General features: G+C 64.2%; 26 protein-coding genes. 5 read left to right on the forward strand and 21 right to left on the reverse strand.

What is annotated here, in order from left to right; all coding sequences use genetic code 11:
* Position 1: 1 nt before the first annotated feature.
* The 5 genes from IVA98_RS23350 to IVA98_RS23370 form a co-directional block, all read right to left on the reverse strand.
* Entirely contained in the window at positions 2 to 706 is a 705-nt protein-coding gene (locus IVA98_RS23350; RefSeq protein WP_247355617.1) for an ABC transporter ATP-binding protein, read from the reverse strand.
* Complete coding sequence (locus IVA98_RS23355; protein WP_247306471.1) at positions 706 to 1,476, reverse strand: ABC transporter ATP-binding protein; 771 nt, start codon at positions 1,474 to 1,476, stop codon at positions 706 to 708. Before IVA98_RS23355 ends, IVA98_RS23350 begins: the two co-directional genes overlap by 1 nt.
* Positions 1,477 to 1,491: 15 nt before the next feature.
* The gene (locus IVA98_RS23360; RefSeq protein WP_247355618.1) at positions 1,492 to 2,814 is read right to left on the reverse strand and encodes an ABC transporter substrate-binding protein; all 1,323 of its coding nucleotides are present in this window, start codon (positions 2,812 to 2,814) and stop codon (positions 1,492 to 1,494) included.
* Positions 2,815 to 2,909: 95 nt separating this feature from the next.
* The gene (locus IVA98_RS23365) at positions 2,910 to 3,614 is read right to left on the reverse strand and encodes an NUDIX hydrolase (RefSeq protein WP_247306477.1); all 705 of its coding nucleotides are present in this window, start codon (positions 3,612 to 3,614) and stop codon (positions 2,910 to 2,912) included.
* 29 nt (positions 3,615 to 3,643) lie between these two features.
* Positions 3,644 to 4,669, reverse strand: a complete 1,026-nt coding sequence (locus IVA98_RS23370; protein ID WP_247355619.1) for an ABC transporter substrate-binding protein — start codon at positions 4,667 to 4,669, stop codon at positions 3,644 to 3,646.
* A gap of 138 nt (positions 4,670 to 4,807) precedes the next feature.
* Here IVA98_RS23370 and IVA98_RS23375 point away from each other — a divergent pair, with 138 nt between their 5' ends.
* Positions 4,808 to 5,257: a cupin domain-containing protein gene (locus tag IVA98_RS23375; RefSeq protein ID WP_247306482.1), complete on the forward strand. Its 450-nt coding sequence runs from the start codon at positions 4,808 to 4,810 to the stop codon at positions 5,255 to 5,257.
* A gap of 44 nt (positions 5,258 to 5,301) precedes the next feature.
* On the opposite strand, the gene IVA98_RS23380 is transcribed toward IVA98_RS23375, so the two are convergent.
* On the reverse strand, positions 5,302 to 6,090 hold the full coding sequence (locus IVA98_RS23380; RefSeq protein WP_247306485.1) for an ABC transporter permease: 789 nt from the start codon (positions 6,088 to 6,090) through the stop codon (positions 5,302 to 5,304).
* The gene (locus IVA98_RS23385) at positions 6,090 to 6,908 is read right to left on the reverse strand and encodes an ABC transporter ATP-binding protein (RefSeq protein WP_247306488.1); all 819 of its coding nucleotides are present in this window, start codon (positions 6,906 to 6,908) and stop codon (positions 6,090 to 6,092) included. The genes IVA98_RS23380 and IVA98_RS23385 overlap by 1 nt, the downstream gene beginning before the upstream one ends.
* 137 nt (positions 6,909 to 7,045) lie before the next feature.
* On the opposite strand from IVA98_RS23385, the gene IVA98_RS23390 reads away from it, so the two are divergent.
* Positions 7,046 to 7,828 (forward strand): ATP-binding cassette domain-containing protein, encoded by a 783-nt coding sequence (locus tag IVA98_RS23390; protein WP_247306491.1) that lies wholly within the window; start codon positions 7,046 to 7,048, stop codon positions 7,826 to 7,828.
* Entirely contained in the window at positions 7,825 to 9,384 is a 1,560-nt protein-coding gene (locus IVA98_RS23395) for a glycine betaine ABC transporter substrate-binding protein (protein WP_247306494.1), read from the forward strand. Before IVA98_RS23390 ends, IVA98_RS23395 begins: the two co-directional genes overlap by 4 nt.
* A 116-nt stretch (positions 9,385 to 9,500) precedes the next feature.
* Here the strand turns inward: IVA98_RS23395 and IVA98_RS23400 are convergent, their stop codons facing one another.
* Together IVA98_RS23400 and IVA98_RS23405 are read right to left on the reverse strand one after the other, a co-directional pair.
* Positions 9,501 to 11,213 (reverse strand): LTA synthase family protein, encoded by a 1,713-nt coding sequence (locus tag IVA98_RS23400; RefSeq protein WP_247355620.1) that lies wholly within the window; start codon positions 11,211 to 11,213, stop codon positions 9,501 to 9,503.
* A 210-nt stretch (positions 11,214 to 11,423) separates the two neighbouring features.
* A complete protein-coding gene (locus IVA98_RS23405; RefSeq protein ID WP_524536405.1) occupies positions 11,424 to 12,185 on the reverse strand; it encodes a TetR/AcrR family transcriptional regulator in 762 nt (253 codons plus the stop codon).
* Here IVA98_RS23405 and IVA98_RS23410 point away from each other — a divergent pair.
* A complete protein-coding gene (locus tag IVA98_RS23410; protein ID WP_247306498.1) occupies positions 12,179 to 12,799 on the forward strand; it encodes a hypothetical protein in 621 nt (206 codons plus the stop codon). The genes IVA98_RS23405 and IVA98_RS23410 overlap by 7 nt on opposite strands.
* A gap of 11 nt (positions 12,800 to 12,810) precedes the next feature.
* Here the strand turns inward: IVA98_RS23410 and IVA98_RS23415 are convergent, their stop codons facing one another.
* The 8 genes from IVA98_RS23415 to miaA form a co-directional block, all read right to left on the reverse strand.
* Positions 12,811 to 13,659: an SDR family oxidoreductase gene (locus tag IVA98_RS23415; protein ID WP_247306500.1), complete on the reverse strand. Its 849-nt coding sequence runs from the start codon at positions 13,657 to 13,659 to the stop codon at positions 12,811 to 12,813.
* A gap of 538 nt (positions 13,660 to 14,197) precedes the next feature.
* Complete coding sequence (gene ilvC / locus IVA98_RS23420) at positions 14,198 to 15,217, reverse strand: ketol-acid reductoisomerase (protein WP_035700280.1); 1,020 nt, start codon at positions 15,215 to 15,217, stop codon at positions 14,198 to 14,200.
* Between the two features lie 134 nt (positions 15,218 to 15,351).
* Entirely contained in the window at positions 15,352 to 15,954 is a 603-nt protein-coding gene (locus IVA98_RS23425; RefSeq protein WP_247306503.1) for a LysE family translocator, read from the reverse strand.
* A gap of 7 nt (positions 15,955 to 15,961) precedes the next feature.
* Positions 15,962 to 16,852 carry an EamA family transporter gene (locus IVA98_RS23430; protein WP_247306505.1) on the reverse strand — a complete coding sequence of 297 codons (891 nt, stop codon included), beginning with the start codon at positions 16,850 to 16,852 and terminating at the stop codon, positions 15,962 to 15,964.
* Between the two features lie 48 nt (positions 16,853 to 16,900).
* Positions 16,901 to 17,596: a class I SAM-dependent methyltransferase gene (locus tag IVA98_RS23435; RefSeq protein WP_247355621.1), complete on the reverse strand. Its 696-nt coding sequence runs from the start codon at positions 17,594 to 17,596 to the stop codon at positions 16,901 to 16,903.
* A 3-nt stretch (positions 17,597 to 17,599) separates the two neighbouring features.
* Entirely contained in the window at positions 17,600 to 18,142 is a 543-nt protein-coding gene (ilvN, locus tag IVA98_RS23440) for an acetolactate synthase small subunit (RefSeq protein ID WP_247278538.1), read from the reverse strand.
* A gap of 145 nt (positions 18,143 to 18,287) precedes the next feature.
* On the reverse strand, positions 18,288 to 20,063 hold the full coding sequence (locus IVA98_RS23445; protein WP_247306509.1) for an acetolactate synthase 3 large subunit: 1,776 nt from the start codon (positions 20,061 to 20,063) through the stop codon (positions 18,288 to 18,290).
* A gap of 328 nt (positions 20,064 to 20,391) precedes the next feature.
* On the reverse strand, positions 20,392 to 21,348 hold the full coding sequence (miaA, locus tag IVA98_RS23450; RefSeq protein WP_247306512.1) for a tRNA (adenosine(37)-N6)-dimethylallyltransferase MiaA: 957 nt from the start codon (positions 21,346 to 21,348) through the stop codon (positions 20,392 to 20,394).
* Between the two features lie 11 nt (positions 21,349 to 21,359).
* On the opposite strand from miaA, the gene serB reads away from it, so the two are divergent.
* Entirely contained in the window at positions 21,360 to 22,265 is a 906-nt protein-coding gene (gene serB, locus IVA98_RS23455) for a phosphoserine phosphatase SerB (protein ID WP_247355622.1), read from the forward strand.
* 75 nt (positions 22,266 to 22,340) lie between these two features.
* On the opposite strand, the gene IVA98_RS23460 is transcribed toward serB, so the two are convergent.
* From IVA98_RS23460 to hflK, 4 genes are all read right to left on the reverse strand, one after another.
* Positions 22,341 to 23,846: a Do family serine endopeptidase gene (locus IVA98_RS23460; RefSeq protein WP_247306553.1), complete on the reverse strand. Its 1,506-nt coding sequence runs from the start codon at positions 23,844 to 23,846 to the stop codon at positions 22,341 to 22,343.
* 143 nt (positions 23,847 to 23,989) lie between these two features.
* Entirely contained in the window at positions 23,990 to 24,196 is a 207-nt protein-coding gene (locus IVA98_RS23465) for a DUF2065 domain-containing protein (protein ID WP_027560516.1), read from the reverse strand.
* Positions 24,197 to 24,266: 70 nt separating this feature from the next.
* Complete coding sequence (hflC, locus tag IVA98_RS23470) at positions 24,267 to 25,163, reverse strand: protease modulator HflC (protein ID WP_247278533.1); 897 nt, start codon at positions 25,161 to 25,163, stop codon at positions 24,267 to 24,269.
* Positions 25,160 to 26,302: an FtsH protease activity modulator HflK gene (gene hflK, locus IVA98_RS23475; protein ID WP_247306557.1), complete on the reverse strand. Its 1,143-nt coding sequence runs from the start codon at positions 26,300 to 26,302 to the stop codon at positions 25,160 to 25,162. The genes hflC and hflK overlap by 4 nt, the downstream gene beginning before the upstream one ends.
* Positions 26,303 to 26,363 lie beyond the last annotated feature (61 nt).

The raw sequence follows: 26,363 nt of genomic DNA on the forward strand, positions 1-26,363 counted from the left end.
CTCACACCCCGAGATACGCTTCCTTGACCGTGTCGCTCGCCAGCATCTCGGCCGAGGTGCCGGAGGCGCGGATCGTGCCCGCCTCGATCAGATAGGCGCGATCGACCACTTTCAGCACCTGCTGCACGTTCTGCTCGACGATCAGCACGGTCAGGCCGCTGGCACGGATCCGCTTCACCAGTTCGAACACCTGCTGCACCACGAGCGGCGCGAGGCCCGCCGACGGCTCGTCGAGCAGCAGAAGCTTCGGATTGGACATCATGGCGCGGCCGATCGCGCACATCTGCTGCTCGCCGCCGGACATGGTGCCGGCCATCTGGTGGCGGCGCTCCTTCAGGCGCGGAAACAGCTCGAACACGACGTCGAGCCGCTGGGCATAGTGCCCGCGCGCCTCTCTCATGAAGGCGCCCATCTTGAGATTGTCGTCCACCGTGAGCTGCGGAAACAGCCGCCGGTTCTCCGGCACATGCGCAATGCCGAGGCCGACGATCTTGTGCGACGGCGTCGCCACGAGATCAACACCTTCCATCTTGATCGAGCCGCGCGAGGGCCGGATCAAGCCGGAGATGACGCGCATCAAGGTGGTCTTGCCGGCGCCGTTGGGGCCGATGACGCCGACGGCTTCGCCGGCCTTGACGTCGAGATTGACGTCGAACAGCGCCTGGAACGTGCCATAGCCGGCATTGACGCCGCGGAGCTCCAGCATCATTGCCCTCCCGCGCGGCGGCGCGCTTCGGCGGCCGCGGCCTGCGTCGTCTCGGCATCAGTCCCGAGATAGACCTCGATCACCCGCGGATCGCCCGCAACCGCGCTCGGCAAGCCTTCCGAGATCTTCTCGCCGTGATCGAGTACCATGACGCGATCGACGACGCGCATCAAGACGCCCATGATGTGCTCGACCCAGATGATGGTGATGCCGAGTTCGTCGCGGATGTTGCGCAGCATGTCGGCGGCCTGATCCATCTCGGTCTCGTCGAGGCCGCCGAGGCTTTCGTCCGCCAGCAACAGCTTTGGCGCGGTGGCGAGCGCCTTCGCAAGCTCGAGCTTCTTCAGGCCGGCTGCGCCAAGGCCATCGACACTGGCATGGCGATCAATCGGCAGGCCGACCATCGCCAGCGACCGCTCGGCCGCTTCCTCGGCCTTGACGCGACTGTGGCGGCCCTGGCCGTAGAAGCCGGCGAGCGCGACATTCTCGAAGATGGTCAGGCGACGGAAGGGCCGCGGAATCTGGAAGGTGCGGCCGATGCCGCGGTTGATGATCCGGTGCGGCGGAAGGCCTGCGATCTCATGTCCGGCGAACAGGATCGAACCGGAGGTCGGCGCCAGCGTGCCCGAGAGCATGTTGAAGATCGTGCTCTTGCCCGAGCCGTTGGGTCCGATCAGGCCGAGGATCTCGCCCTGTTCGACCCTGAACGAGACGCTGTTGACGGCTGTGAAGCCCCCAAACCGCTTCACCAGCCCGCTGACTTCCAACACCGAAGCACTCCGCCGCTACTGGTTGCTGTAGGTGGTGCCTTTCGGCAGCGGCAGCACCGCCTCGCGCTGCGCCTGGCTCTTGGGCCACACCACGGAGGACTTGTCGTCGATGTACTGGATCACCACGGGAAACGAGCGTTCGTTCTGCCCGGCCATCGGCGTGCCCTCACCGTAAAACTTCACGCCGAAGCCGAGCATGGTGCCGCCCTCGGGAATGTCGGTGTCGAGCGCCGCCTTGCGCAGCGCGTCGGGATCGACACCGCCATACTTCTTGATCGCTCGCGGCAGCACGTCGCTCATGAATACATACGTGTTGGACGCGCCGATGCCGACATGGGCCGAGCGGATGGCGACGCCCGGCCTGATCTTGTCGAATTCGTCGCCGACCATCTTGATCACGGGCGGGAGCTTCGGATCCAAGGTCTTCTGGTTGGCGAGCCAGATCGATATCGGGTCGGTGTTGAAGATGTACGCGGCGTCCGCGCCCATGCCTTCCTTCAGCTTCTCGTAGACGCCATAACCGGCGCCATGCCCCATCAACGCGCCGAACTTCAGGCCCGGCTCGCGGGCCTGGCGCAGCAGCAGCGTAATGTCGGGGTTGTAGCCCGTGTGGAAGATCACGTCGGGCTTGGCGCGCTTGAGCTTGGTCACCAGCGCGGAGAGGTCCGGCGCGGTCGCCGAATAGCCCTCCTTCAGCACGACGTTGAAGCCGGCCTTCTTCGCACCGGCCTCGTTGCCCTTGGAGACATCGACCCCATAGGCCCCGTCCTCGTGAATGATGGCGACGCGCAGGTCCTTCGGCTCCTTGCCGAACTTCTCCTTGGCGTTCTGCGCGATGAAATCCATCGTCATCATGCCGAACTGGTCGCCGCTCGCCTGCGGGCGGAACACGTATTTGTAGCCCTTGTCGTTGAACACGGCCGACGAGATGCAGGTCGTGATCCACATAAACTTCTTGAGCTGCTCGACGCGGGCGGCGACCGGTACGCATTGCGCCGAGGAGAAGAAGCCGAGCACCATGTCGACCTTCTCCTGCTCGAGCAGGCGGACGGATTCGTTGATGGCGATGTCAGGCTTGCTTTGCGCGTCGGCGTAGACCGCCTCGACCTTGTAACCTTCGACGCCGGTCTTGGCGAAATGGTCGAGGATGATCTTTGCGCCGATATAGCCGAGCTCGGAGCCGCCGCCGGCGAGAGGTCCGGTCAAATCGAAGACGACGCCGATCTTGATCTTCTTCTCTTTGCCTTGGTCTTGGGCCTGGGCGGACACCGCCAAGGCCGCCGCGGCAATCGCGACCAACAGCCCACGTACCAAACGGGTAGCCATGCGCAGGCGCATCAGAACCTCCCTGGACGATTGTGCATCGCATTCTTATTGCTTTTGCTTTTTCGCCCATCACATGGGCTGAGAGAAGCGATGTCAAGCCTCGCGCGTCAGCGAGAGGCGAGCCGCTGTGCAATAAAGGCCGTGACAAATCGCGGCATGGACGGCGTGAGATCGCTCATCCCGCGCACGAGATGAATGGCCGACAGTTCGGGCTCGGCCTCGCGCGCGAGATTGGCTTCGATCCGGGCGCGGGCCACCTCGCCCGGCATGTCCAGGTTGAGGACTTGAATCATCGCAATCACACGGCCGGAGACCACGCAGTGCCAGTCCGCCTCCGCCGCGTAGTCATCGGCGGTCAGCCCCGTCTCCTCCGCGACCTCGCGGACGACGCTGCCGGGAATGTCGAGAGCCCCGTCCTTGATGTCGTCGAGGTCGGGCGTGCCCGAAGGGAAATAGATGCGGCCCGAATTGGCCGTGTGCTGCGCCATCTCGCCCAGTACGAAGGCGCCGTCGGAGGTGCGCAGCGCGCCCATGCCAAAACCGTTGAACACGGCCGGATCAGGAAAGCCCCAGTCGCGCCAGGCGAGGAAGCTGGCGAAATCGGTCTCGAAATAGGTCGCGGCGAAATGGCCGTCCGTGAACACGGCGTCGCGTCCGAGCAGCACGCGACCGTTCCAGATCTTCGGCCGCTCGCGCTGCTTCTCGGCAAAATGCGCCGCGATCTCGGCGCGACGCTCCTCGGCGAACGGCCACACGACCGGCCGCACCGCAAGATCAAGCGCCGAGACGCAATGAATGACCGGTGACGTCATGACGCCTGACCACTACGCCTTCGCGTCACTTATTTGGCATTCCCCGTCGTCTTCTTGGCCTGATCGACAAATTTGTTGGTGAAGGTCTTGCTGACGTCGATCTTGGCGTTCGCCACCTCGGGCGAACCGACGCTGAACACCGCAAGCACGGCCTCCGCGCCTTTCGGGTCCATCTTGCCGGTTTCGGAAAACATCGGAATCGTGTTCTTCAGCGCAGCGAGATAGAGATCCTTGTTCTTGCCGACCGTCTCCTCCGGCATCTTCGCCATGATCTCCTCGGGCGAATGCGAATGGATCCAGGCTAGCGTTGCCAGGATCGCATTGGTAAGCGCCTGTGTCTCCTTCTCATGACCGTTGACCCAGGCTGCCGTCGAGTACAACGCGCCGCCCGGATATTCGCCGCCGAACGTCTCGAGCGTGTCCTTCTGGGTGCGGGTGTCGGAAAGAACGCGTAAATCCTTGTGGTTGCCCTGAAGCACGGTGACGGAAGGATCGAGCATCACGGCCGCGTCGATCTGGCCTTGCTCCATGGCTGCGACTGCGGTGGCGCCAAGGCCGACGCCGATCACGGCGGTGCCGGCGGGATCGAGGCCGTTCTTCTTGAGCATGAATTTCAGGAAGAAGTCGGTGGAGGAGCCAGGGGCGCTCACGCCGACCTTTTTGCTGGCGAGATCCTTGACCGACTTGATGTCGTTGGTCCGAGAGGGTGCGACCACCAGCACGAGGCCGGGATAGCGATCATAGACCACGAAGGCCTGAAGCTCCTGCTTCTTGGCGGCGAGATTGACGCAATGGTCGAAATAGCCGGAGACGACGTCGGCGCTGCCGCCGAGCACGGCTTTGAGTGCGTCCGACCCGCCCTTCAGGTCGACCAGTTCGACACTGACGCCGGCCTTCTCGTATTCGCCGAGCTGCTTGGCCAGCACGGTGGGCAGGTAGCACAGGCAAGAGCCGCCGCCGACCGCGATGGTCACCTTGCTTTGCGCCGCGGCAAGACCGATGGTGAGCGTCAGCGCGAGCAGCGCGCCGGCGAGCCTGGCAATCGTGTTCTTCATTGGCTTCCTCCGTTCGGCCGGCGGCACCATAGAGCAGCGGGGCGGGCTTGAGAAGCACCGCCTAAGTGGGCTGGCCATCGGCCTTTCGGCGCAATAGCATGTCCAAACAAGAACAAATCTTGATGGGGAGGATCATCCATGAATCGCCTTGCTGCCGGGCTGTCGATCGCCGCCGCCTTTGCCGCCGGATGCGGCGCCACCCACCTGCTCCGGCCGGCGCTCGCCGCCGAAAACATCACCGCGCAGATCGTCCATACCGGCGAGATGGAAGGCGATGCGCTGGGGCCCGCAAACGCTGTCGGCTACCGCTCCAAGATGTTCGCGAGCGCGGACGGTGCCACCGTCTCGATCCAGGTCGGCAACGTGCCCAAGCACATGCATCCCAACACCAACGAGATCCAGTACATCCTGGACGGCACCGGGACGATCTGGCTCGGCGACAAGGAGGTGACGGTGAAGCCCGGCGATCTCGTGATCATCCCGAAGGGCACGCCGCATGGCGGCACCAAGCCGATCAGCGGCCAGGTCAAGGCGATCGCGATCAAGACGCCGCCGCAGGCACCCGACGACACCAAGCTGCTGGATTGAACGTTCGCGATCGGGGCTCGCGCCGACGCGCGGCCCCTTGCGCCCTAGCCGCGACCGTCCGACGCCGTCGGCCGCCAAACCAGTAGCCGCCGCTCCACCAGCGTGACGCCAAAGTCGATCAGGATCACGAAGGCCGACAGCACGAACATGCCGGCGAACACGCCGGCGACGTCGAAGATGCCTTCGGCCTGCTGAATGAGATAGCCGAGCCCGGCCGCCGATCCGAGATATTCGCCGACGACCGCGCCGACCACGGCGAAGCCGACCGACGTATGCAGCGAGGAGAACATCCAGGACAGCGCCGACGGCCAATAGACGTGCTGCATTAATTGGCGCTCGCTCATGCCGAGCATGCGGCCATTGTCCAGCACGGTGCGGCTGACTTCCTTCACGCCCTGATAGACGTTGAAGAAGACGATGAAGAAGACCAGCGTCACACCGAGCGCGACCTTGGACCAGATGCCGAGGCCGAGCCACAGCGCGAAGATCGGCGCCAGCACGACGCGCGGCAGCGCGTTGACCATCTTGACGTAAGGGTCGAACACGGCTGCGACCAGTGGCTGGCGCGCAAACCAGAAGCCGACCAGCACGCCGCCGACCGAGCCGATCACGAAAGCCAGGATCGATTCCGCAAGCGTGATTCCGAGATGTTTCCAGATCACGCCGGACGCGAACCACTTCACGATCTGGCTGAATACGTCGAACGGATTGGAGAAGAAGAACGGCGGCAGCAGGATCTTGCCGAAGACGGGGACGGTCGAGAGCACTTGCCACGTCACGATGCAGACGACCGCGACCAGGACTTGCAGCGCAAGCAGCATCGGGCGCGACATCAGACCGCCTCCGCCGCCTGCGTGGACTGAACGTAACCCTTCATCACCTCGTCCTTGAGCACGCCCCAGATCTCGCGATGCAGTGAATGAAACTCCTTATCGAGCCGGACCTCAAAAATGTCGCGCGGGCGCGGCAAGCGCACGCGCCAGTCACCGATGATGCGCGAGGACGGCCCCGCCGACATGATCAGGACGCGATCGGCGAGTGCGATCGCCTCTTCGAGATCGTGGGTGACGAACAGCACGGCCTTGCGGTCGGCGTTCCAGAGATCGAGCAGCAGATTGCCCATGACTTGGCGCGTCTGTGCATCGAGCGGCCCGAACGGCTCGTCCATCAGCAGGATTTTTGGATCGCGGATCAGCACCTGCGCCAGCGCCACGCGCTTGCGCTGGCCGCCCGAGAGCATGTGTGGATAGCGGCCTGCGAACGCACCGAGGCCGACGGAGGTCAGCCATTGCTGCGCCCGCGGCAGCGCTTCGGAGCGCGGCGTGCCCTTGATCTCGAGCCCGATCGCGACATTGTCGAGCGCGGTCTTCCACGGGAACAGTGCATCGGATTGGAACAGGTAGCCGGCATCCCGGTTCAGCCCCGCGAGCGGCTGGTCGAATATCCTGACGCTGCCCGCTGCCGGCTTGAGCAGCCCGGCGGCGACGTTGAGCAGCGTGGATTTCCCGCAGCCGGTCGGGCCGACAATGGCGACGAACTCGCCCTGCGCCACCGTGAGATGGGCTTTCTCCACCGCCGTATAGACCCGCCCGTCCCGCAGGTGGAACGCGACCTTGGCATCTTCCAGCGCCACTGCCGTGGGCGTCGTCATGTGCTTCCTCCAAACCTGGACCGATGCCTTAGCCGCTCGCGCGACCAAGTTCAATCAAGGCGCCAAGCGTGCTACGCATGCAGCTCTTACCCCTTCACCCTCCCCTGCAGGGGAAGGTAAGAGCGAGCTTACCCGCGATGCCCTCCAAGCTGGCGATCAGCTATGCACGTGTCACCAAGAGCTTCGGGCCGCTCAAAGCCGTCGACGACGTGTCGCTCGATATCGCCGAGGGCGAGTTTCTGGCCATCGTGGGTGGCTCGGGCTCCGGCAAGACCACCCTGCTGCGGCTCGCCAACCGATTGATCGAGGCGGACAGCGGCACGATCACGGTGGAGAGCGAGGACGTGCAGAATGTCGATCCGGTCGCGCTGCGGCGGCGGATCGGCTACGTGTTCCAGGCCGGTGGGCTGTTTCCGCATTTGAGCGTTGCCGACAATATCGGTGTCACGCCAAAGCTGCTGGGCGTCTCGGCTGCCGATATTGCCGCGCGCGTCGACGAGCTGCTGGAACTCGTGCAGCTCGACCGTGCCGCGCATCGCGACCGGCTGCCGGAGGCGCTCTCCGGCGGCCAGCGCCAGCGCGTCGGCGTGGCGCGGGCGCTCGCGGCAAAACCTCGGATCGTGCTGATGGACGAGCCGTTCGGCGCGCTCGATCCCCTCACCCGCGATGCGCTGGGCGAGGATTTTCGCGACCTGCACCGCAAGCTCGGTCTGACCTCTGTCATGATTACGCATGACATGACGGAGGCCATCCTGCTCGCCGACCGCATTGCGGTGATGCGCGCTGGAAAGCTGCTCGCGCAGGGTACGCCGGCAGAGCTGTCGAAAAGCGGCGACGCCTACGTGCTGGAATTGTTGCGCACGCCGCGGCGCCAGGTCGAGCGATTGAATGCGCGGCTGCCAACGAGCGGTGCGGCATGAGCCTCTTCACCGATCCGCGCTGGGGCGAGGCGCTGTCGCACTTGCCCGACTATCTCGGCAACCATGTGCGGGTGAGTCTCGCCGCGCTTGCGCTAGGCCTGATTGCGAGCCTGCCGTTGGCACTCCTCACACGCAACCACCCGGCGCCCCGCGGCATCCTGCTTGCGCTTGCCAGCATCGTGCAGACAGTCCCTGGACTTGCGCTTCTTGCGCTGTTCTATCCGCTCCTGCTGCTGCTGGCCTCCGTCACGCTTGCCTGGTTCGGCTTTTCCTTTTCCGCTTTCGGCTTCCTGCCGGCCGTGCTGGCGCTCGCGCTCTATTCGATGCTGCCGGTGCTGCGCAACGGCATCACCGGCCTCAACGGCATCGATCCCGCGTTGATCGAAGCCGCCAAAGGTGTCGGCATGACCGCGCGACAATCGCTCGTGATGGTCGAGCTGCCGCTGGCGCTGCCGGTGATGATGGCGGGGATCCGCACCGCCGCGGTGTGGGTGATCGGCACCGCGACGCTGTCGACACCGATCGGCCAGACCAGCCTCGGCAATTACATCTTCGCGGGGCTTCAAACCCAGAACTGGGTGTTCGTGCTGTTCGGCTGCCTGGCCTCGGCCCTGCTCGCGCTTGCCGTCGACCAACTGCTCGGCCTGCTCGAGAGCGGCCTGCGCCAGCGCAGCCGCATGCGCACCGGGCTCGGCGCGATCGGGATCGCGGCACTGGTCGCCGCAACGCTGGTGCCGACGATGGGGCGCTCGTCCCAGAGCTACGTCGTCGGCGCCAAGACTTTCGCCGAGCAATATGTGTTGTCTGCCCTGCTCAAGGACCGCCTCCAGGCGGCTGACCTCTCAGCGACGGCGCGATCGGGCCTCGGCTCCAGCGTGATCTTCGAGGCACTGAAGACCGGCGACATTGATCTCTATGTCGATTATTCCGGTACACTCTGGGCCAATCAGTTGCATCGCACCGACGTTAAGCCGCGCGCGGAACTGCTCGCAGAGCTGAAGACAACCCTCGCGAAAGAGAACATCACCTTGCTCGGCGAGCTCGGCTTCGAGAATGCGTATGCACTGGTGATGCCGCGGAAGCGCGCCGAGGCGCTGGGCATCCGCAGCATCGCCGATCTCGCCGCGCACACATCGACCATGTCGATCGCCGGCGACTACGAGTTCTTCTCGCGCCCCGAATGGGCCGCGCTGCAAAAGGCCTATGGGCTTTCGTTCCGCACCCAACGCCAGATGCAGCCGGACTTCATGTACGCGGCGGTCGCGAGCGGCGAGGTCGACGTGATCGCCGGCTACACCAGCGACGGCCTGATCGCGAAATACGATCTCGTCGCGCTCGATGATCCCCGGCACGCCATCCCGCCTTACGATGCTATCCTGCTGCTCGCGCCCATGCGAGCCGGTGACGAGCGGTTGCAGGCTGCGCTGAGGCCGCTGCTCGGCAGGATCGACATCGCGACGGTGCGCGAAGCCAATCTGCGCGCGAGCGGCAACGATGCGAATTCATCGCCCGATGCAGTGGCGAAGTGGCTGTGGGAGAAGGTGAGCAACAGGTAGGCTGGCGCGACTGGTTCAGCGTCGTCATGGCTTTCGCCTATGGGCCTTCGCCAGGACGACGTTGGAGGGGCCTGGGTGCTCCAACGGCGCTCTCATCGCAAAGAGCGTGAGAGACATCACAGCCCCCGGATCATCCCCGCGTTGATCAGCAGCCGGTTCAGCCGCCGCGCCTCGGCGCCATCCTTGCAGCCATAGAAGATGCCCTTGCAGCGGAGCATGATCTCCTTCTGCTCGGCGAAGGACGGATCGAGCGGGATGCCGGCAGCTTCCTGGATCACTAGCGGCAGATAGGGACCGTCGATCGTGTCCATCACGGCATCGCTCTTCACCGGCTCGAAATTGATGGCGTCGATCACATAATACGTTGCGTACAGCCGCGGATCGTAAGCGTCGAGCTTCTTGCCGAGGGCGCCCTCGTCGAGGCCGGGCTCAAGCAGGTTCGGCGCGAATTCCGGTTGGTGATCGCCGTAGCGCACGATCAGGAAAGGCTCGCCGGGAAAGTTCTTCTTCAGACCGGCGACGAAAGCTTTGTACTGCTCGGCGCTCATCACCTGGCGGCGCAGATATTCGTCGATGGACGGCAAGTTGCCCGGCGCGCGCCACTTCGGCAGCAGATCAGGGCGGAAGCGCGTTTCCCAGGGGAAATGATTGGCGCCGAGATAGATGAAGGTGAACAGCGGCTTGTTCGGCGGCTGTTGCCCTATCAGCTGAAGCGCCTTGTCGTAGAAGAAGGAGTCCGGCTCGACGTCCTTGGCGCCCAGATCCTCCGAATCGAGGAAACGTTCGATGCCGGTCGTCATCTGGAAGCTGCGCGCGCCCATGAAGCCGCCATGGGCGGGGTAAAGCGACAGGGTGTCGTAGCCGCAACGGCGCAGTGCCAATGGCAGGCCGCGTTCGACGCGGTTCGAGGCGATGCGCGTCACGAAATAGGCGAAGCGGCCGAACGAGCGCGACGAGAGCCCCGCAAGCACGTTGTACTCGGTGAACCAGCTCGGCCCGCCATTGCTCTCGGCCAGGAACGTGCGCTGCTTGCCGTCCCAGGACCTGAAATGGTCGCCGTAACGCGGCGGCACCTTGATGCCCTGGGCGGCGCGGATGTCGAAGCTCGATTCATCATGGATCATGATGATATTGGGGCGGCGGCCCGCAGGATGGCAGGCGTCCACCAGCGGCACGTTGAGCCGCTCGTTGGTGGAGGCTGCGGATTCCATGAAACCGTACTGCACGAAGTCGGCGACCGCTGTGACGCCGGAGCGGAAGAATTTCGAGAGATAGCCGTCGTCGTAATAGCCGCGCCAGGCCTGGTCAGGATGATAAAGCGAATAGCCGACCAGTGCGGCAACACAGGCGAGCTTGCAGGCGAGCGCCGGCAGCCGGCGGATGCGGAACGGATCAAGCCACCACAGCGCATACATCAGCGGCAGCGTGACGAGGCCGGCCAGGATCACCGACCAGCGCAGATTCGGGAAGATCGTGAACAGGAACGCGACGCTGTCGCGGTCGATCATCATCAAATCGATGAAGTTGACCGTCATCTGCACGACTTCGTGCTTCAGCCGCGACAGCAGCACCAGCACGACGACCATGGTCAGCGACAGTGCGCCCGACAGCGCCGGGCGCCGCAGCAGCGTGATCCAGAAGAAGTTGAGGATGCCCCAGGCCAGGGCGAAGGAGAGGCGCGAGCCGAAATCGGTCTCGGTCTCGTACATCAGCGCCAGCGCTGCGAAATGTGGCGCCGTGACCGCGAGCAGCCGCCAGATGCCGAGCGCGGCGACGCTCGCAAGCACGGCGGTGGTGGCAGAAGGACCTGGATTGGGCGCGGACGCCATCGACGACACGCAACTTCTGGTCCGGCGCGGTGATGCCAAGCCGCTTGGCCGGCATCGAGACGGCTGGCGGCGCCCGGCGCAGCCGGAAGCCTGCGCCGTGTCATAAAACTGTAACGGAACGGTCAAGGTCAGGCAACGCGTTCGGCGATCCGACATCGCTTATTGTTAGCGAAAGACGGTGGGCCGCAGCGGGCAGGCAGCTGCTCAATGTCAGGGCTGGGCGATCCCAGCGATGAACAGGTCGATCACCCCCTCCGCCATCCGCTCGATCTCGTCGTCCTCGATTCCCCAGCGCGGAAAGTGGCCATCGAGATTCATCCGGGCAAAACCGTAGACCAACGCGCGAGCGGCGATCTGGATGCGCTTCAGATCCGCCGACCTCAGCAGGCCCTGCTCGGCCGCATCAGTCAGCATCCGTTCCGACAGCGCGATCAGCTCGGCATTGTCGCGGGTCAGCTCCGCCGAGCTGCCATGGGCGAAGTAGCGTCCGGTGGAGATGATCTCGAAATGGGCCGGATTGCGCATGGCCCAGCGCAGGTAAGCGAGGCCAAAGGCGCGAAAACGCTCCAGTGGACCCTTGAGCGGCTCCTCGCCCAGCGCCGCCTCGATCTCGGCGCGGAAGCGCCGCTGCGCCTCCTCGGCCACCGCCGCCATCAAGGCATCGCGGTTCGGAAAGTGCCGGAACGGCGCGCCCGGCGACACCGCGGCCCGGCGCGCCGCCTCGCGGACGGAGACCTCGGCACCTTCCGCCGCCAATTGCAGCGCAGCGTCAATCAGCACACGGCGAAGGTCGCCGTGGTGATACGGCCGGGCTTCGGGTGTTCGACGGGCACGCGGCTTGGACGTCTGACGGGCGGGCATGGCGTCTTCTAGCATCACCCGAACGTGAATGTAAGCAGCGATTACACCATTGACGATCTTGCTGCTGTATATGTAATCACTGATTACATCCAAGGAGATTCGCCATGTCACAACGTCAAAGCTGGCTCGAAGGCTGGCGGCTGCTTGCCGTCCTAACGCTCAGCCTGATCGCCCTGAGCCTGTGGATCGCCTCGATGCGGCTGTTCGAGGTTGAGGGCGTTCGCATGGTGATCCGCTTCACGGCGCGAAGTTCGCTGCTGCTGTTCTGCCTCGCCTTCAGTGCCGCGGCGCTGGCGCGGCTCTCGCCCAATGCCTGGACGCGCTGGCAGCACCGTAACCGCCGCTATCTAGGCTTGAGCTTCGCGGCCTCCCACGCCATCCACGCGGCGGCGATCGTCGCGTTCGCCAGGATGGATCCGGCCGGCTTTGCCCAGGCGACCTCCGCGGCCTCCTACATCTTCGGCGGCATCGGCTATGGCTTCATCATCGCGATGAGTGCGACCTCGTTCGACCGCACCGCCGCGCTGCTCGGACCGCGCACCTGGCGCATACTGCACGTCGCGGGCGGCTACTATCTCTGTTTCCAGTTCATGGTGTCGTTCGGCAAGCGCGTGCCGGCCATGCCGCTCTACGCCGCATTCCTCATTCCGCTGCTGATCGTGCTGACGTTGCGCATGATAGCGATGGCCCGCCACCCGCGCGGGCAAACCGTCGCCGCGGGCTGAAACGCCCAAGCTCACTGCGGCAGCAATCCGAGCCGCTTGGCGATGATGCGGTCGAGCGTCCGTCTCGGTAGCACGGCCGCAATCAGGTGGCGGAGCGGGTCCGGCGTGATCTGGTAGCGCACCTTCGGGCTTGGCGCCGTCAGCGCCTCGAACACGATCTCGGCGATGCGCTCGGCGGGCAGGCCCTTGGCGCCGATGTCCATCATGAACGCCATCACCTTGTTCAGCGCCGGCAGATAGGGCGAGTTCTGGTAGACGGAAAGGTCGATCTCTTCGGCCTTGCTCCAGATCGGCGTCTTCACCGCGCCGGGGGCGACGATGATGACGTCGATGCCGAACAGCATCAGCTCGCGGCGCAGGCTCTCCGACAGGCCCTCGATGGCGTGCTTGGAGGTGCTGTAAGGCGCCGACAGCGGATTGCCGCTCTTGCCAGCGACCGAGCTGATCATCACGATCCGGCCCTTCGGCCCCTTCAGCAAGGGGTCTGCGCCGAGCAGCGGCCCGAACGCCTGCGTCGCGATGACAGGGCCAATGACGTTGACGTCCATCTGGCGGCGGAAATCATCGGCCGACAATTCGAGCACGGGACCGGCAACCGCGATGCCGGCATTGTTGACGAGACCGGCCAGCGTCTCGCCGCCCAACGCCGCGCGAACTTTTCGCCCGGCAGCGAGGACTGCTGCCTCGTCGGTGACGTCGAACAGCAGCGGAGTGAAGTTCGCACCGAACTCGCCTTGCAGCCGGTCGGCGTCGGCCTGCTTGCGGACACTGCCGAACACGCGATAGCCGCGCCCGATCAGGAATTTTGCAACGGCCCAGCCGATGCCCGTAGACGCCCCGGTAACGACGACAGATCGCATGGTCTTTCCACCTCGGGTTGCCGTGATCATGCAGGAGGAAGGTGCCTGTGTGCAAATGGCGCCCAGCGCGCAAGTCCGCGCGGCAGGTGTCGGTTCTCAAGATGAAGCGGCGCGCGAACGTTGCGACATGAGGTCGAAGGCACCTTGAACAGGCGGATGAAGAGTCGAATCTTTCACTCTGACGACGCAGCCCTTTTCACGATCAGGGAGTTCTAGAAATTTTTGAAAAGGGACGCGAGATCAAGAATGTGGTTTAAGCGTCAGTTCTTGGCGTTCAAGCAGCGCGTCAACTCGCGAAGAATTTGAATGAAGCAACAATGCTTCGCGCGAGAAGGAGGAGAAAGATCGCGTTTGCGATCTCGCTCGAACATAGTCGCGAAGGCTTAAGATTTGTTTGGCGAGCGAAGCTTTCGCTCGCGTGTCCCGGACAAGGCGCAGCGCATAAGCGATGCGTCGTGGGGCCGGGATCCAGAGGCCGCTTGGCCCCGGATCAGCAGGGCATCACCAAAATGCTGCGCTGCGTCCGGGGCACAACGGCTTAGTTTTTGCTTTTGTCGACCAGCGCGCCCTTCTTGATCCAGGGCATCATGTCGCGCAGTTTCGCGCCGACTTCTTCGATCGGGTGGGCAGCGAGCTTGGCGCGGGTCGCCTTGAAGGAGGTCTGGTTGACCTTGTTCTCGAGCATCCAGTCGCGCGCGAACTTGCCGCCCTGGATGTCGGCGAGAACCTTCCGCATCTCCTTCTTGGTCTCGTCGGTAATGATGCGCGGACCGGTGACATACTCCCCGTACTCGGCGGTGTTGGAGATCGAGTAGTTCATGTTGGCGATGCCGCCTTCATAGATCAGGTCGACGATCAGCTTCACTTCGTGCAGGCACTCGAAATAGGCCATCTCCGGGGCGTAGCCGGCTTCGACCAGAGTCTCGTAGCCGCCCTTGATCAACTCGACCAGGCCGCCGCAAAGCACCACCTGCTCGCCGAACAGGTCGGTCTCGCACTCTTCCTTGAAGGTGGTCTCGATGATGCCGGCGCGGCCGCCGCCGATCGCGGAGGCATAGGACAGGCCGAGGTCATGGGCGTTGCCCGAGACGTCCTTGGCGATCGCAATCAGGCAGGGCACGCCGCCGCCGCGCTGGTACTCCGAGCGCACGGTGTGGCCGGGGCCCTTCGGCGCGATCATCAGCACGTCCAGGTCGGCGCGCGGATCGAGCAAATTGAAGTGGACGTTGAGGCCGTGCGCGAACACAAGGGCGGCGCCCTTCTTCATGTTGTCGTGCAGGTGCTCGCGATAGATGTCGCCCTGGAGTTCGTCCGGGGTCAGCATCATGACGAGGTCGGCCCATTTGGCGGCTTCGGCGACTTCCATCACCTTGAAGCCGGCGTTCTCCGCCTTCTTGGCCGAGGCCGACCCCTTGCGCAGCGCAATCGCCACCTCCTTGACGCCGGAGTCCTTCAGGTTCAGCGCATGGGCGTGGCCCTGGCTGCCATAGCCGACGATGGCGACCTTCTTGCCCTTGATCAGGTTCAGGTCGGCGTCGCGATCGTAATAAACACGCATAGTTCGTTTTCCTCGTTCGGGGCCGGAATCGGCCGATGGTCAGATCTTTCGAAGGTGAATTGACGGATTTCGGGGGCTGTCTAGAGCATTTTAGGGCCGCTGGGAAACCCGTTTCTGCATGGAAATCTGCGGCATCATGCATCCATGAAGACGGGGTAGAGGGAAGCGAGCAGCAGGACTGCCATCAGCACATTGAAGGCACGGACCAGCCGCTCTGAGGTCAGGACCGGCCGCAATGCGGAGCCGAACAGAGCCCAGACCACGGTCGAGACCGTGCCTACGAGCAGGCTGATCAGGGTCTGGATTGCGATGTTGAGCGGGAATTGGGCGATCGCCGCGTAGGCGGTAATGGTGCCGATCACGATCACCCAGCCTTTGGCGTTGATCCATTGAAATATCGCCGCGCCCCAGAAGGTCATCGGGCCGCGGGCGGCGCCGTCGCCCGGCTTGGTCGGCCCGGACATGGCGATCGCGGCGGCGAGATAGATCAGGTAGACCGCACCGGCATATTTCAAGATGGTCTGGAGGACAGGATAGGCCAGAAACACGGAGCCGAGCCCGAGGCCGACCGCGGCGACCATGAAGGCGAAGCCGATGACGATACCGACGATGTGGGGAATGGTGCGCCGGAAGCCGTAGGTCAGGCCCGAGGACAGCAGCATGATGTTGTTCGGCCCAGGCGTGAAGTACATCACGACCATGAAGGTGAGGAAGGCATAGAACAGCGACTGGGACATGTTCGCCTCACGCGACTTTCGGCAGCGGCTCTTTGGGCAACGCCTTGGGCCGCTGCGCCAGCACCATCACCGCGATACCGCCGATCACGGTCAGCATGCCGGCGAGGCGCAGGGGTCCGAACCGCTCGCCGAACACGATGCTGGAGGCGGCCGATCCCACGAACGGCACCAGCAGCGCGAACGGCACCACCTGCGCCGCCGGATAATCGCGCAGCAATCGGCCCCATAGCCAGTAGGCGATGCTGGTGGAGATGGCGCCGATCACCAGCAGGCAGATCAGGCCTGTCAGAGACATGTGCATCAGCGACTGCCAGGTCGGCGTTGGCCCGTTGACGACCAGCGCGAGCGCGAACAACGGCACCGCGGCAGTAAGGCACAGCCAGGCGAACAGGTCGAACATCGGCGCACCACGGGCGCCCCGCAGCAGGAGATTGCCGACGGCAAAGCAGACCGGCGCGATCATCAGCACCGCGAAGGCGCCGACGCTGAAATCATAGCCGACGGTCCCGCAGATCATCAAAAGGCCGGCTGCTGCGATGACGATGCCGAGCGTCTGCATCGGCGTCGGACGTTCGCCGAATGCGACAGCGGCGAAGCCGATCGTGAACAGCGCCTGGCTCTGCACGACCACGCTGGCCAGGCCGACCGGCACGCCGTGGGCAATGCCATAGGCCTGGCTCAGGAACTGGCCGAGGAACAGCGTGACGCTGATCGCGATCAGGAGGGGCCAGGCGACCTTCGGCTTGGGAATGAAAAGGCACGGTACTGCGGCAATGGTGAAGCGCATCGCCGTCATCAGCTCCGGCGAGAACTCGTCGAGCGCGATCCGGCTCGCCACGAAGGCAAGCCCCCAGATGATCGCCACCAGGATGGCGATGAGGATGTCGGCCGGCTTCATTGTTGTTCTCGGTCCTGCCCTGTCGTGCAGTCCTGTTATTGTTCTGGTCTAGCCTTGCTCGCCGGCTTTCGGTTTCCGCAGCAGATAGGTGCCGTGCATCGGGGCGTGGTAGTCGGCCGAGACCAGCCTGAAGCCGATGTCGGTCAGCATCCGTTCCATCACCCAGCTGAAGGTGGAATATTCGTCGCGCATGTGCGCGACGACACCTTCACGCGAAAAGTCGTGGTTCTTGATCTGGAAGTCGGCCCATTGCTCGACGTCGCGCTCAATGGCGTCCGGCATTGAAGTGTAGACGATGTCGCGCAGGTAGAAGCTCGCGCCCGGCTTCAGCGCCCGATAGATCCGCGACATCGCCACCGCCTTCCAGAAGTCCGGCAGATGGTGCAGCGTGAACTCGCTGACGATCAAATCGTAGGATTCCGGACGGTAGGAGAAGCTCAGCAGGCCGGCCGATTGGGTGCGGACCGGCGCCTTGCGGTCACGTGCATAGATCTCGGCGAGCGCCAGCATCGCGGGGGAGATGTCGATAGCATCGACCTCGGCGCCCATCAGCGCCGCTTCGGTGGCCAGCACGCCGTTACCGCAGCCGATATCGGCGATGCGCCAGCCGCGCTGGACTCCTAGCATTTTCAGCGCGGCGCGCGCCCGCAGGTCGGCATCGTCATGGCTGTCATAGATCGACGCCACTGCGGGCTCGATCCCCATCCGGTTCCGCTCGTTATAGTACCAGTCGCGCGCCAGCATGGTTCACATCCCTTCAGGCCCGCGACCGATCGCGGCAACGCCGGTGCGCGACACTTCGACGAGGCCGAGCGGGCGCATCAGGTCGATATACTGATTGATCTTGTCCGTATTGCCTGTGATCTCGAACACGAAGCTCTCGGTCGTCGCATCGATCACGCGGGCGCGGAACGCATCCGCAAGCCTCAGCGCCTCGACGCGGTGCTCGCCCTGCCCGCGCACCTTCACCATCGCGAGCTCCCGCTCGATCGAGCGCTTGGTCTGCGTCATGTCGACGACGCGATAGACCGGAATCATGCGATCGAGCTGGTGCTTGATCTGCTCGATCACCATTGGCGTGCCCGTCGTGACGATGGTGATGCGCGAGAGGTGCTTCTGGCTCTCGGTCTCCGAGACCGTGAGGCTCTCGATGTTGTAGCCACGGCCCGAGAACAAGCCGATGACGCGCGCAAGCACGCCGGGCTCGTTCTGCACGAGCACGGCGAGCGTGTGCGTCTCGTTGGGATCGTGACGGTCCTCGATGAAATAGGCGGATGCCGGCTGGTTCATTGTCGTTCCCCTCAAATCTTCTTCGTCATGCCCGCGAAGGCGGGCCGCCAGTAATTGCCACGGCGTGAGATCCCTACACAGGGAGCGGCGTACTGGATCGGCCGGTCGAGCCGGGCGATGGCAGCGGAGCTTGTGACCATTGCGCTCACACCAGCGCCTTGCCGCCGGCGAACGCCTTCGCGGTGGCTGCGTCGTTGGCCTGCTCCGGCAACAGCATCTCGTTGTGCGCCTTGCCGGAGGGGATCATCGGGAAGCAGTTTTCAAGCGCAGCGACGCGGCAGTCGAACAGCACCGGGCGCTTGACCGCGATCATCTCCTTGATGGCACCCTCAAGATCGCCAGGCTTGTGCACCTGGAGGCCAACGCCGCCATAGGCTTCGGCGAGCTTGACGAAATCCGGCAGCGCCTCCGAGTAGGAATGCGACAGGCGGTTGCCATGCAGCAGCTGCTGCCACTGCCGCACCATGCCCATGTACTGGTTGTTCAGGATGAAGATCTTGATCGGCAGCTCGTACTGCACGGCCGTCGACATCTCCTGCATCGTCATCTGCACCGAGGCATCGCCCGCGATGTCGATGACGAGGCTGTCGGGGTGGGCAACCTGCACGCCGATCGCGGCCGGCAGGCCGTAGCCCATGGTGCCGAGGCCGCCCGACGTCATCCAGCGATGCGGCTCCTCGAAGCCGTAGAACTGGGCCGCCCACATCTGGTGCTGGCCGACCTCGGTCGTGATGTAGGTATCCTTGCCGCGCGTCGCTTCGAACAGGCTCTGGATCGCATGCTGCGGCAGGATGACGTCGTTGCTCTTCTTGTAATACAGCGAATTACGGGCACGCCACTGCGCGATCTGCTGCCACCACGACTTGATCTCGGGCTTCTTCGCCTCTGCCTTGAACACCTGGAGGATGTCGCCGAGGATGTTGCCGCAATCGCCGATGATCGGCACGTCAACCCGGATGTTCTTGTTGATCGAGGATGGGTCGATGTCGATATGGATCTTCTTCGAACCCGGCGAGAACGCATCGACGCGACCGGTGATGCGGTCGTCGAAGCGCGCGCCGACGCACAGCATGACGTCGCAATCATGCATGGTCATGTTAGCTTCATAGGTGCCGTGCATGCCGAGCATGCCGAGCCAGTTCTTGCCCGAAGCCGGATAGGCGCCGAGGCCCATCAGCGTGGAGGTGATCGGAAAACCGGTGACCTCGACCAGCTCGCGCAAGAGCTTGGTCGCCTCGGGACCGGAATTGATGACGCCACCGCCGCTGTAGATCACCGGACGCTTGGCGTTGGCGAGCAGCGCCACCGCCTTGCGGATCTGCGTGGCATCGCCCTTCACGCGCGGCGCATAGGAGCGGTGCACGTCGGACTTGCGCGGCGGATGATAGGTACCGGTCGCGAACTGCACGTCCTTGGGAACGTCGACCAGCACCGGCCCCGGACGGCCGGAGGTCGCGACATAGAAAGCCTCGTGCAGCACCTTGGCGAGATCGTTGACGTCGCGCACCAGCCAGTTGTGCTTGGTGCAGGGGCGCGTGATGCCGACGGTGTCGCATTCCTGGAAGGCGTCGTTGCCAATCAGATGCGTCGGCACCTGGCCGGAGATGCACACCAGCGGGATCGAGTCCATCAGCGCGTCGGTCAACGGCGTCACCATGTTAGTCGCGCCGGGACCGGAGGTCACCAGCGCGACGCCCGGCTTGCCGGTCGAGCGCGCATAGCCCTCGGCGGCATGGCCGGCGCCCTGCTCGTGGCGGACCAGGATGTGCTGGACCTCGCTCTCGTGGAAGATCTCGTCATAGATCGGAAGCACCGCGCCGCCGGGATAGCCGAAAATGTCGGTCACGCCATGATCGATGAGCGCGCGGACGATCATCGCGGCGCCGGTCATCTGGTTCGGATCGTGGCTCTTCTCGCTCATTGGCTTGCTCCGGATGCGCTGTTGTCAGCGGCTTCGTTCGTGTCGGGTTCGGGAAATAAAAAAGGCCCCGAAGAGGGCCCAAGCACACCGCCTGTCTTGTGGATGGCAGCTAGCCACCCCCGGCGGTGTGCCTGGGTACGACGGCGATAAGGAGTTTGGTAATAATGTTACGCATGGCAGGCGCTCGGCTTCCCAAAGGTTGCGCGAAACATAGCGGCCAAAGCCCGGATGTCAAGGCAATGTGGCCGTTCCCGCGCGATTTTGGCAGTGTAGCGGTGTTCCCCGGGTTCGGCGAGCGGTAAATTCAGGAACCGGACACAAAAGCTCGTCAGTTCGTATCCGGTGTCGCGTGCACGATCGCGGCGAGCCATCCCCTCGCCTCCTCCGGCTTCATCCATTCGAACTCAGGCAATTGATGCCGGAACCAGGTGAACTGGCGCTTGGCGTAGTGGCGGGTGTCGGCGCGGCCGATTGTGGCAGCTTCTTCCAGGCTGAGTTCACCGCGCAGATGCCGGATCAGCGCCGGCACGCCGTGGGCCTTCATGGCCGGCAACAGCGGATCGAGCTGTCTGGCGGCAAGCCGCTCGACCTCCCTGAGCGCGCCGGCGCTCAACATGGCATCGAAGCGCGCATCGATGCGGGCATAGAGTTCGTCGCGCGCGGGGGCGAGAAACACCGCGCGAAAATTGTCCTTCGGCAGCAACGGCGGCTGGCCCTCGCCGTGCCAGTCGAGCAGCGAACGGCCGGTCGCTTCGACCACTTCCAGCGCGCGCGCGATCCGGGTGCGGTCGCGCAGATTCAATCGTTCGGCCGCACGCGGATCGCGGTGCGCGAGTTCCGCGTGTAGCGCTTCGACGCCGTTCTGCTGCAGCCGCGCGCGCACGTCCTCGCGCACCTCGGCAGGAATTGGCGGCACTACGGAGAGGCCCGCCGTCAGTGCCTTGAAATAGAGCCCGGTGCCGCCGACGAAGATCGGCAGGCGGCGTTCGGCCGTCGCCGCTTCGAGCGCCTTCGCCGCGTCGCCCACCCAGGCACCGGCCGAGAAATTCACGGCCGCATCGACATGGCCATAGAGACGATGCGGCACGAGCGCCTCATCAGCCGCTGTCGGCCGTGCCGTGATGATGCGCAGATCGCGGTAAACCTGCATGGAATCGGCGTTGATGATGATGCCGCCGGTGGCGAGCGCAAGCTCGAGCGCCAGCGCCGACTTGCCGCTGGCGGTCGGGCCTGCGATAAGCACGGCCTTGCCAACATGCCTTCCGCTGACTTGCCCCTCGCTCACGAAAACCTCAAATGTCCCTCGTCGCCACGCTGATCTGCAATCCCGACAATCCTGCGCTCGACTCTACCATCGTCGACGGCGCCCGCGCGGTGCTGCCACATGCAGCTCCCGCGCACTGGCTGTTCGAAGGGGTTGCGGTCGACATTCCCTTCGGCGCCGAAAGTAACCTCGAAGGCGACCGCCACGCCATAGAACAGCGGCTCCGCGAGCTTCGCGGCGACCTGCCCATCGACATCGTCGTGCAGCCAGTCGGCTTCCGGCGCAAGAAGCTTTTTCTCGCCGACATGGATTCCACCATGATCGGCCAGGAATGCATCGACGAGCTCGCCGACTTGGTCGGGGTGAAGGCGCATGTGGCCGCCATCACCGAACGCGCGATGCGCGGCGAGATCGAGTTCGAGCCGGCGCTGCGCGAGCGCGTTGCGCTGCTCAAGGATCTACCCGCCCGCGCGGTCGATGAGGTACTGGCCAAGCGCATCACGCTGACCCCCGGCGGCCGTGAGCTGGTCGCGACCATGCGCGCGCACGGCGCCTACACCTGCCTCGTCTCGGGCGGCTTCACGCTGTTCACGAGCGCGGTCGCCGCCAAGATCGGCTTCCAGGAAAACCGCGCCAACGAACTCGTCGTGCGCGACGGCAAGTTCACCGGCGAGGTGAAGGAACCGATCTTGGGCCGCGCCGCGAAACTCGCGACACTGTTGGATCTGATGGAATCGTTCGATCTCGACGACCTCGAGTCGATCGTAGTCGGTGACGGCGCCAATGACCTTGGGATGATCCAGGCGGCGGGGCTCGGGGTGGCGTATCACGCCAAGCCGGCGGTGGCCGCGGCCGCGGCAGCGCAGATCGATCACGGCGATCTCACCGCGCTGCTGTATGCGCAAGGGTATCGGCGCGAGGAGTTCGTGGAGGGATAACGTTGTCTCCGTCATTCCGGGTGATGCGAAGCATCCAACCCGGAATGGCAATGAATATAGGACGACCAGCCCTTCCTACTGCACGCTCAACGCCACGAAGCGCAGCTCGCCCTCAGCATTGGAGACGAGCAGCAGCACCGACTTCTTGCCGTCCTTCTTGAGCTGATCGACCCGCTTCTGGATGTCGGCGCCGCTCGACACCGCCTCCTGCGCCACCTCGACGATGACGTCACCGGCGGAGAGCCGCTTCTCGGCGGCGTCGGAATTGGCATCGACATTGGTGACGACCACGCCCTTGACGGTGTCCTTGATCTTGTAGCGCGCGCGTAGATCCTTGCTCAGCGTTGCCAGATCGAGACCGAGCGCCTTCTGCGTCACCGGCTTCTCGGGTGCGGGCTCGTCGGTTTTCACCGCGGCCTGCACCTTTTCGGGATCCTGGAGCCGGCCGAGCGTGACCTTCTTGGCCTGCTCCTGGCCTTTGCGGATAATGATCACGTCGACCTCCTTGCCGACCGCCGTGTCGGCGACGACGCGGGACAGGTCCTTCGGATCCTTGACGTCCTTGCCATCGAATTTGACGACGACATCACCAGGCTCGATGCCGGCGGGCTTCGCCGGACCCTTGTCGTCCACGCCGGCGACCAGCGCGCCGCGCGCCGGCTTGATGTTGAGGCTCTCGGCAATCTCGTCGGTGACGCTCTGGATGCGCACCCCTAACCAGCCGCGGCGCAGCTCGCCAAACTGCCGGAGCTGGTCGACGACGCCAACGACCGTCTTCGACGGCACGGCGAAGCCGATACCGATGGAGCCGCCGGAGGGCGAGATGATCAGCGTGTTGACGCCGATGACGTCGCCGTCGAGGTTGAACAGCGGGCCGCCGGAATTGCCGCGGTTGATGGAGGCGTCGGTCTGGATATAGCTGTCATATGGCCCTGAGGAGATGTCGCGGTTCTTGGCCGAAACGATACCGGCCGTGACCGTGCCACCGAGACTGAAGGGGTTGCCGATCGCAACCACCCAGTCGCCGAGCCGGAGCTTGTCGGAGTCGCCGAACTTCACCGCGACCAGCGGCTTCGGCGGCTTGATCTTGAGCACGGCGAGGTCGGTCTTCTTGTCGACGCCGACCAGCTCGGCCTTGATCTTGGTGCCGTCGTTGAGGATGACATGGATCTCGTCGGCATCGGCAATGACGTGGTTGTTGGTAACGACCACGCCTGCTGCGTCGATGATGAAGCCGGAGCCGAGCGAATTGGTCTTGCGCGGCGGGTTGTTGTCGCCGCCCTTACTGCCACCGCCGGGACCCCTGCGGTTCTTGAAGAAGTCGTCGAAGAACTCCTCGAACGGCGAACCTGGCGGCAGTTGCGGCATGGTGTTGCTGCCGCCGCCCTTGGCCTCGACGGTCTGCGACGTAGAGATGTTGACGACCGCGTCGATCACCTTCTCGGCGACGTCGGCGATGCCGTCCGGTCCACGCGCATGAGCCGGCGTGCCGAATGCGCCGAAAGCACCGATGGCGAGCGCGGCCAGCCCAGTTCGCACCCAGTGGCGCAAGCGGGACGGGGCAATGGTGGCAGCGGTCATTGTGATCTCCAGAGAATAAGGGTTCGGCGCCAGCCTGCGCTCGAACGGGGGGACGGCGCAAGCGCAGAGCTTAACGGGTCTCAACACCCCGATAATACGGCGAAAACCGGTCGATTGCCTTCACTTTGGCGTTGGCATGACGTCTAAACCGGGCGCCGCATCACCCAGATCAGGATCAGGCCGGCCACGGCCGAACCGATCCCGACAGCCCGCAGGATGTTGTCGGGCGTGGCGATAGCACTCTTCATAGCCTTGCGCATCCAGTTGGGACTGGCCGCGAACATCAAGCCTTCCAGCACGAACAGGATGCCCAGGCCGATGAGGAAGTCGGCAAACGCAATGGACCTCATCGGAATGGAACCTCCCGTTATGCTGTTCTTGTCTGGGCAGGGGCGGCCAAGCCGGCCGCCCTTGTCTAGCTTAGGGCTTCGCCGGCGTCTCGGTTGCCATCTTTCCGGACGGGTTACTGAAGTACCGGAAGAAATCCGAGTCCGGCCGCAGCAGGAAACGGGTATCGTTCGAACGTAGCCCGTTCTCATAGGCCGTCATCGACCGGTAGAAGGCGAAGAAATCGGCGTCCTTGCTGTAGGCTTCCGCAAACAGGCGGTTGCGCTCGGCATCGCCTGCACCGCGGGTCTGCTCAGCCTGCGAATTGGCCTCCGCGACGATGATGGTCGCCTCGCGATCGGCCTTGGACTTGATCTCCTGAGCCTTCTGGCCACCCTGCGCGCGGAACTCAGCGGCCTCTCGCTCACGCTCAGTCTTCATGCGCTGGTAGACCGCCTGGCTGTTCTGCTCCGGCAGGTCGGCACGGCGGATCCGGACGTCGACGACCTGAATGCCATAGCCATCGGCCTCGCGGTCGAGCTGATCGCGGATACGCTGCATCAGCTTCTCGCGATCGTCGCGAACCACGTTGATGAAGGTGACCTCGCCGAGCACGCGGCGCAGCGCCGCGTTGAGAAGCGTGGTCAGCTGAATGTTGGCGGCCTGGATCGAGCCGACGCTCTGATAGAAGCGCAACGCATCCTTGATGCGGTAACGCGCGAAGGCGTCGACCACCAGCCGCTTCTGGTCGGAGGCGATCGCTTCCTGCGACGGGTTCTCCAGGTCGAGAATCCGCTTGTCAATGTTGATCACCGAATTCCACGGCGCCTTGAAATGCAGGCCGGGTGCGGTGACGACGTCGACCGGCTTGCCGAACTGGAGCACGATGGTCTGCTCGGTCTGCTGCACCGTGAACAGCGACATGTAGCCGACGATCACGACCAGCAGGAGTCCGAGCAGCGAGACGAAACCTGTAACCGGAGACCTCATCGGTTGCCCCCGCTCGACTGCGGACCGGTCGTAGGCTGCCGCTTGGGCGTCAACTCGGGAAGCGGCAGATAGGGCACGACACCCTGACCCGCAGGGCCGCCGTCATAGACCAGCTTCTCGGCGCCGCCGAGCACGCGCTCCATCGTCTCCAGATAAATCCGCTCACGCGTCACGTCGGGCGCCTTCTTGTATTCGTCGTACACTTTCAGGAAGCGCGCGCTCTGGCCCTTGGCCTCGGCGACCGCCTGCTCCTTGTAGCCTTCGGCGGCCTGCAGGATCTGCGCTGCACGTCCGCGCGCCTGCGGCACCACCTGATTGGCGTAGGTCTGCGCTTCGTTTTGCAGTTGCTCCAGATTGGCTCGCGCCGCCTGCACGTCACGGAAGGCGTCGATCACCTGCGCTGGCGGATCGACCTTCTGCATCTGCACCTGGGTGATGAGAATGCCCGCGCCATAGCTGTCGAGGGTCTTCTGGATCAGCTCCTGCACACCCTGCTCGATCGTATTGCGGGCACCGGTCAGGATCGGCTGGATCTGCGAACGGCCAATCATCTCACGCATCGCGCTCTCGGCGACCGCTTTCACGGTGCCTTCGGGGTTCTGGATGTTGAACAGAAAATCGCCGACGCCGCCGGCGTCGGGCTTGATGCGCCAGAGCACGGTGAAGTCGACGTCGACGATGTTCTCGTCACCGGTCAGCATCAGGCTCTCTTCCGGCACGTCGCGAATGGAGCGGCCGCGCCGCGCCGGTTCCTCGATCACCGTCATGCCGATGGAGGTCGTGGAGACGCGCAGCGCCTTCGGCAGCAGCACGGTCTCGATCGGATATGGCAGGTGATAATTCAGGCCCGGATCGACGGTGCGGACATGCTTGCCGAAGCGCAGCACGACGCCGCGCTCTTCGGACTGCACGCGGAAGAAGCCCGACAGCAGCCAGAACGCGACGATGAGCAGGATGATCAGCGTGATGCCGACGCCGGAAAAATAGCCGCCCGGCATGATCTGCTGGAGGCGGTCCTGGCCGCGCCGCAGGAGGTCTTCCAGATCCGGCGGCCTCGGCCCGACCGGTTGCGGGCCTGAGCCCCACGGTCCCTTTGGACCCGAGCCCCATGGGCCACCGCCCTGATTCTTCCACGGCATTCGACGCTCTCCTCGGCAGGGTGGCATTGCCCCCCGCCCGCTTTGTCCGGTCCGGCTTTAT

Source organism: Bradyrhizobium sp. 160, assembly GCF_023073735.1.
Taxonomy (GTDB): Bacteria; Pseudomonadota; Alphaproteobacteria; order Rhizobiales; family Xanthobacteraceae; genus Bradyrhizobium.

What these genes read in the sequence shown, in the direction of transcription:
- IVA98_RS23350 (WP_247355617.1), bottom strand. Translation starts at nt 706, where the DNA reads ATGCTGGAGCTCCGCGGCGTCAATGCCGGCTATGGCACGTTCCAGGCG.
- IVA98_RS23360 (WP_247355618.1), bottom strand. Translation starts at nt 2,814, where the DNA reads ATGCGCCTGCGCATGGCTACCCGTTTGGTACGTGGGCTGTTGGTCGCG.
- IVA98_RS23365 (WP_247306477.1), bottom strand. Translation starts at nt 3,614, where the DNA reads ATGACGTCACCGGTCATTCATTGCGTCTCGGCGCTTGATCTTGCGGTG.
- IVA98_RS23370 (WP_247355619.1), bottom strand. Translation starts at nt 4,669, where the DNA reads ATGAAGAACACGATTGCCAGGCTCGCCGGCGCGCTGCTCGCGCTGACG.
- IVA98_RS23375 (WP_247306482.1), top strand. Translation starts at nt 4,808, where the DNA reads ATGAATCGCCTTGCTGCCGGGCTGTCGATCGCCGCCGCCTTTGCCGCC.
- IVA98_RS23380 (WP_247306485.1), bottom strand. Translation starts at nt 6,090, where the DNA reads ATGTCGCGCCCGATGCTGCTTGCGCTGCAAGTCCTGGTCGCGGTCGTC.
- IVA98_RS23385 (WP_247306488.1), bottom strand. Translation starts at nt 6,908, where the DNA reads ATGACGACGCCCACGGCAGTGGCGCTGGAAGATGCCAAGGTCGCGTTC.
- IVA98_RS23390 (WP_247306491.1), top strand. Translation starts at nt 7,046, where the DNA reads ATGCCCTCCAAGCTGGCGATCAGCTATGCACGTGTCACCAAGAGCTTC.
- IVA98_RS23395 (WP_247306494.1), top strand. Translation starts at nt 7,825, where the DNA reads ATGAGCCTCTTCACCGATCCGCGCTGGGGCGAGGCGCTGTCGCACTTG.
- IVA98_RS23400 (WP_247355620.1), bottom strand. Translation starts at nt 11,213, where the DNA reads ATGGCGTCCGCGCCCAATCCAGGTCCTTCTGCCACCACCGCCGTGCTT.
- IVA98_RS23410 (WP_247306498.1), top strand. Translation starts at nt 12,179, where the DNA reads ATGTCACAACGTCAAAGCTGGCTCGAAGGCTGGCGGCTGCTTGCCGTC.
- IVA98_RS23415 (WP_247306500.1), bottom strand. Translation starts at nt 13,659, where the DNA reads ATGCGATCTGTCGTCGTTACCGGGGCGTCTACGGGCATCGGCTGGGCC.
- ilvC (WP_035700280.1), bottom strand. Translation starts at nt 15,217, where the DNA reads ATGCGTGTTTATTACGATCGCGACGCCGACCTGAACCTGATCAAGGGC.
- IVA98_RS23425 (WP_247306503.1), bottom strand. Translation starts at nt 15,954, where the DNA reads ATGTCCCAGTCGCTGTTCTATGCCTTCCTCACCTTCATGGTCGTGATG.
- IVA98_RS23430 (WP_247306505.1), bottom strand. Translation starts at nt 16,852, where the DNA reads ATGAAGCCGGCCGACATCCTCATCGCCATCCTGGTGGCGATCATCTGG.
- IVA98_RS23435 (WP_247355621.1), bottom strand. Translation starts at nt 17,596, where the DNA reads ATGCTGGCGCGCGACTGGTACTATAACGAGCGGAACCGGATGGGGATC.
- ilvN (WP_247278538.1), bottom strand. Translation starts at nt 18,142, where the DNA reads ATGAACCAGCCGGCATCCGCCTATTTCATCGAGGACCGTCACGATCCC.
- IVA98_RS23445 (WP_247306509.1), bottom strand. Translation starts at nt 20,063, where the DNA reads ATGAGCGAGAAGAGCCACGATCCGAACCAGATGACCGGCGCCGCGATG.
- serB (WP_247355622.1), top strand. Translation starts at nt 21,360, where the DNA reads ATGTCCCTCGTCGCCACGCTGATCTGCAATCCCGACAATCCTGCGCTC.
- IVA98_RS23460 (WP_247306553.1), bottom strand. Translation starts at nt 23,846, where the DNA reads ATGACCGCTGCCACCATTGCCCCGTCCCGCTTGCGCCACTGGGTGCGA.
- IVA98_RS23465 (WP_027560516.1), bottom strand. Translation starts at nt 24,196, where the DNA reads ATGAGGTCCATTGCGTTTGCCGACTTCCTCATCGGCCTGGGCATCCTG.
- hflC (WP_247278533.1), bottom strand. Translation starts at nt 25,163, where the DNA reads ATGAGGTCTCCGGTTACAGGTTTCGTCTCGCTGCTCGGACTCCTGCTG.
- hflK (WP_247306557.1), bottom strand. Translation starts at nt 26,302, where the DNA reads ATGCCGTGGAAGAATCAGGGCGGTGGCCCATGGGGCTCGGGTCCAAAG.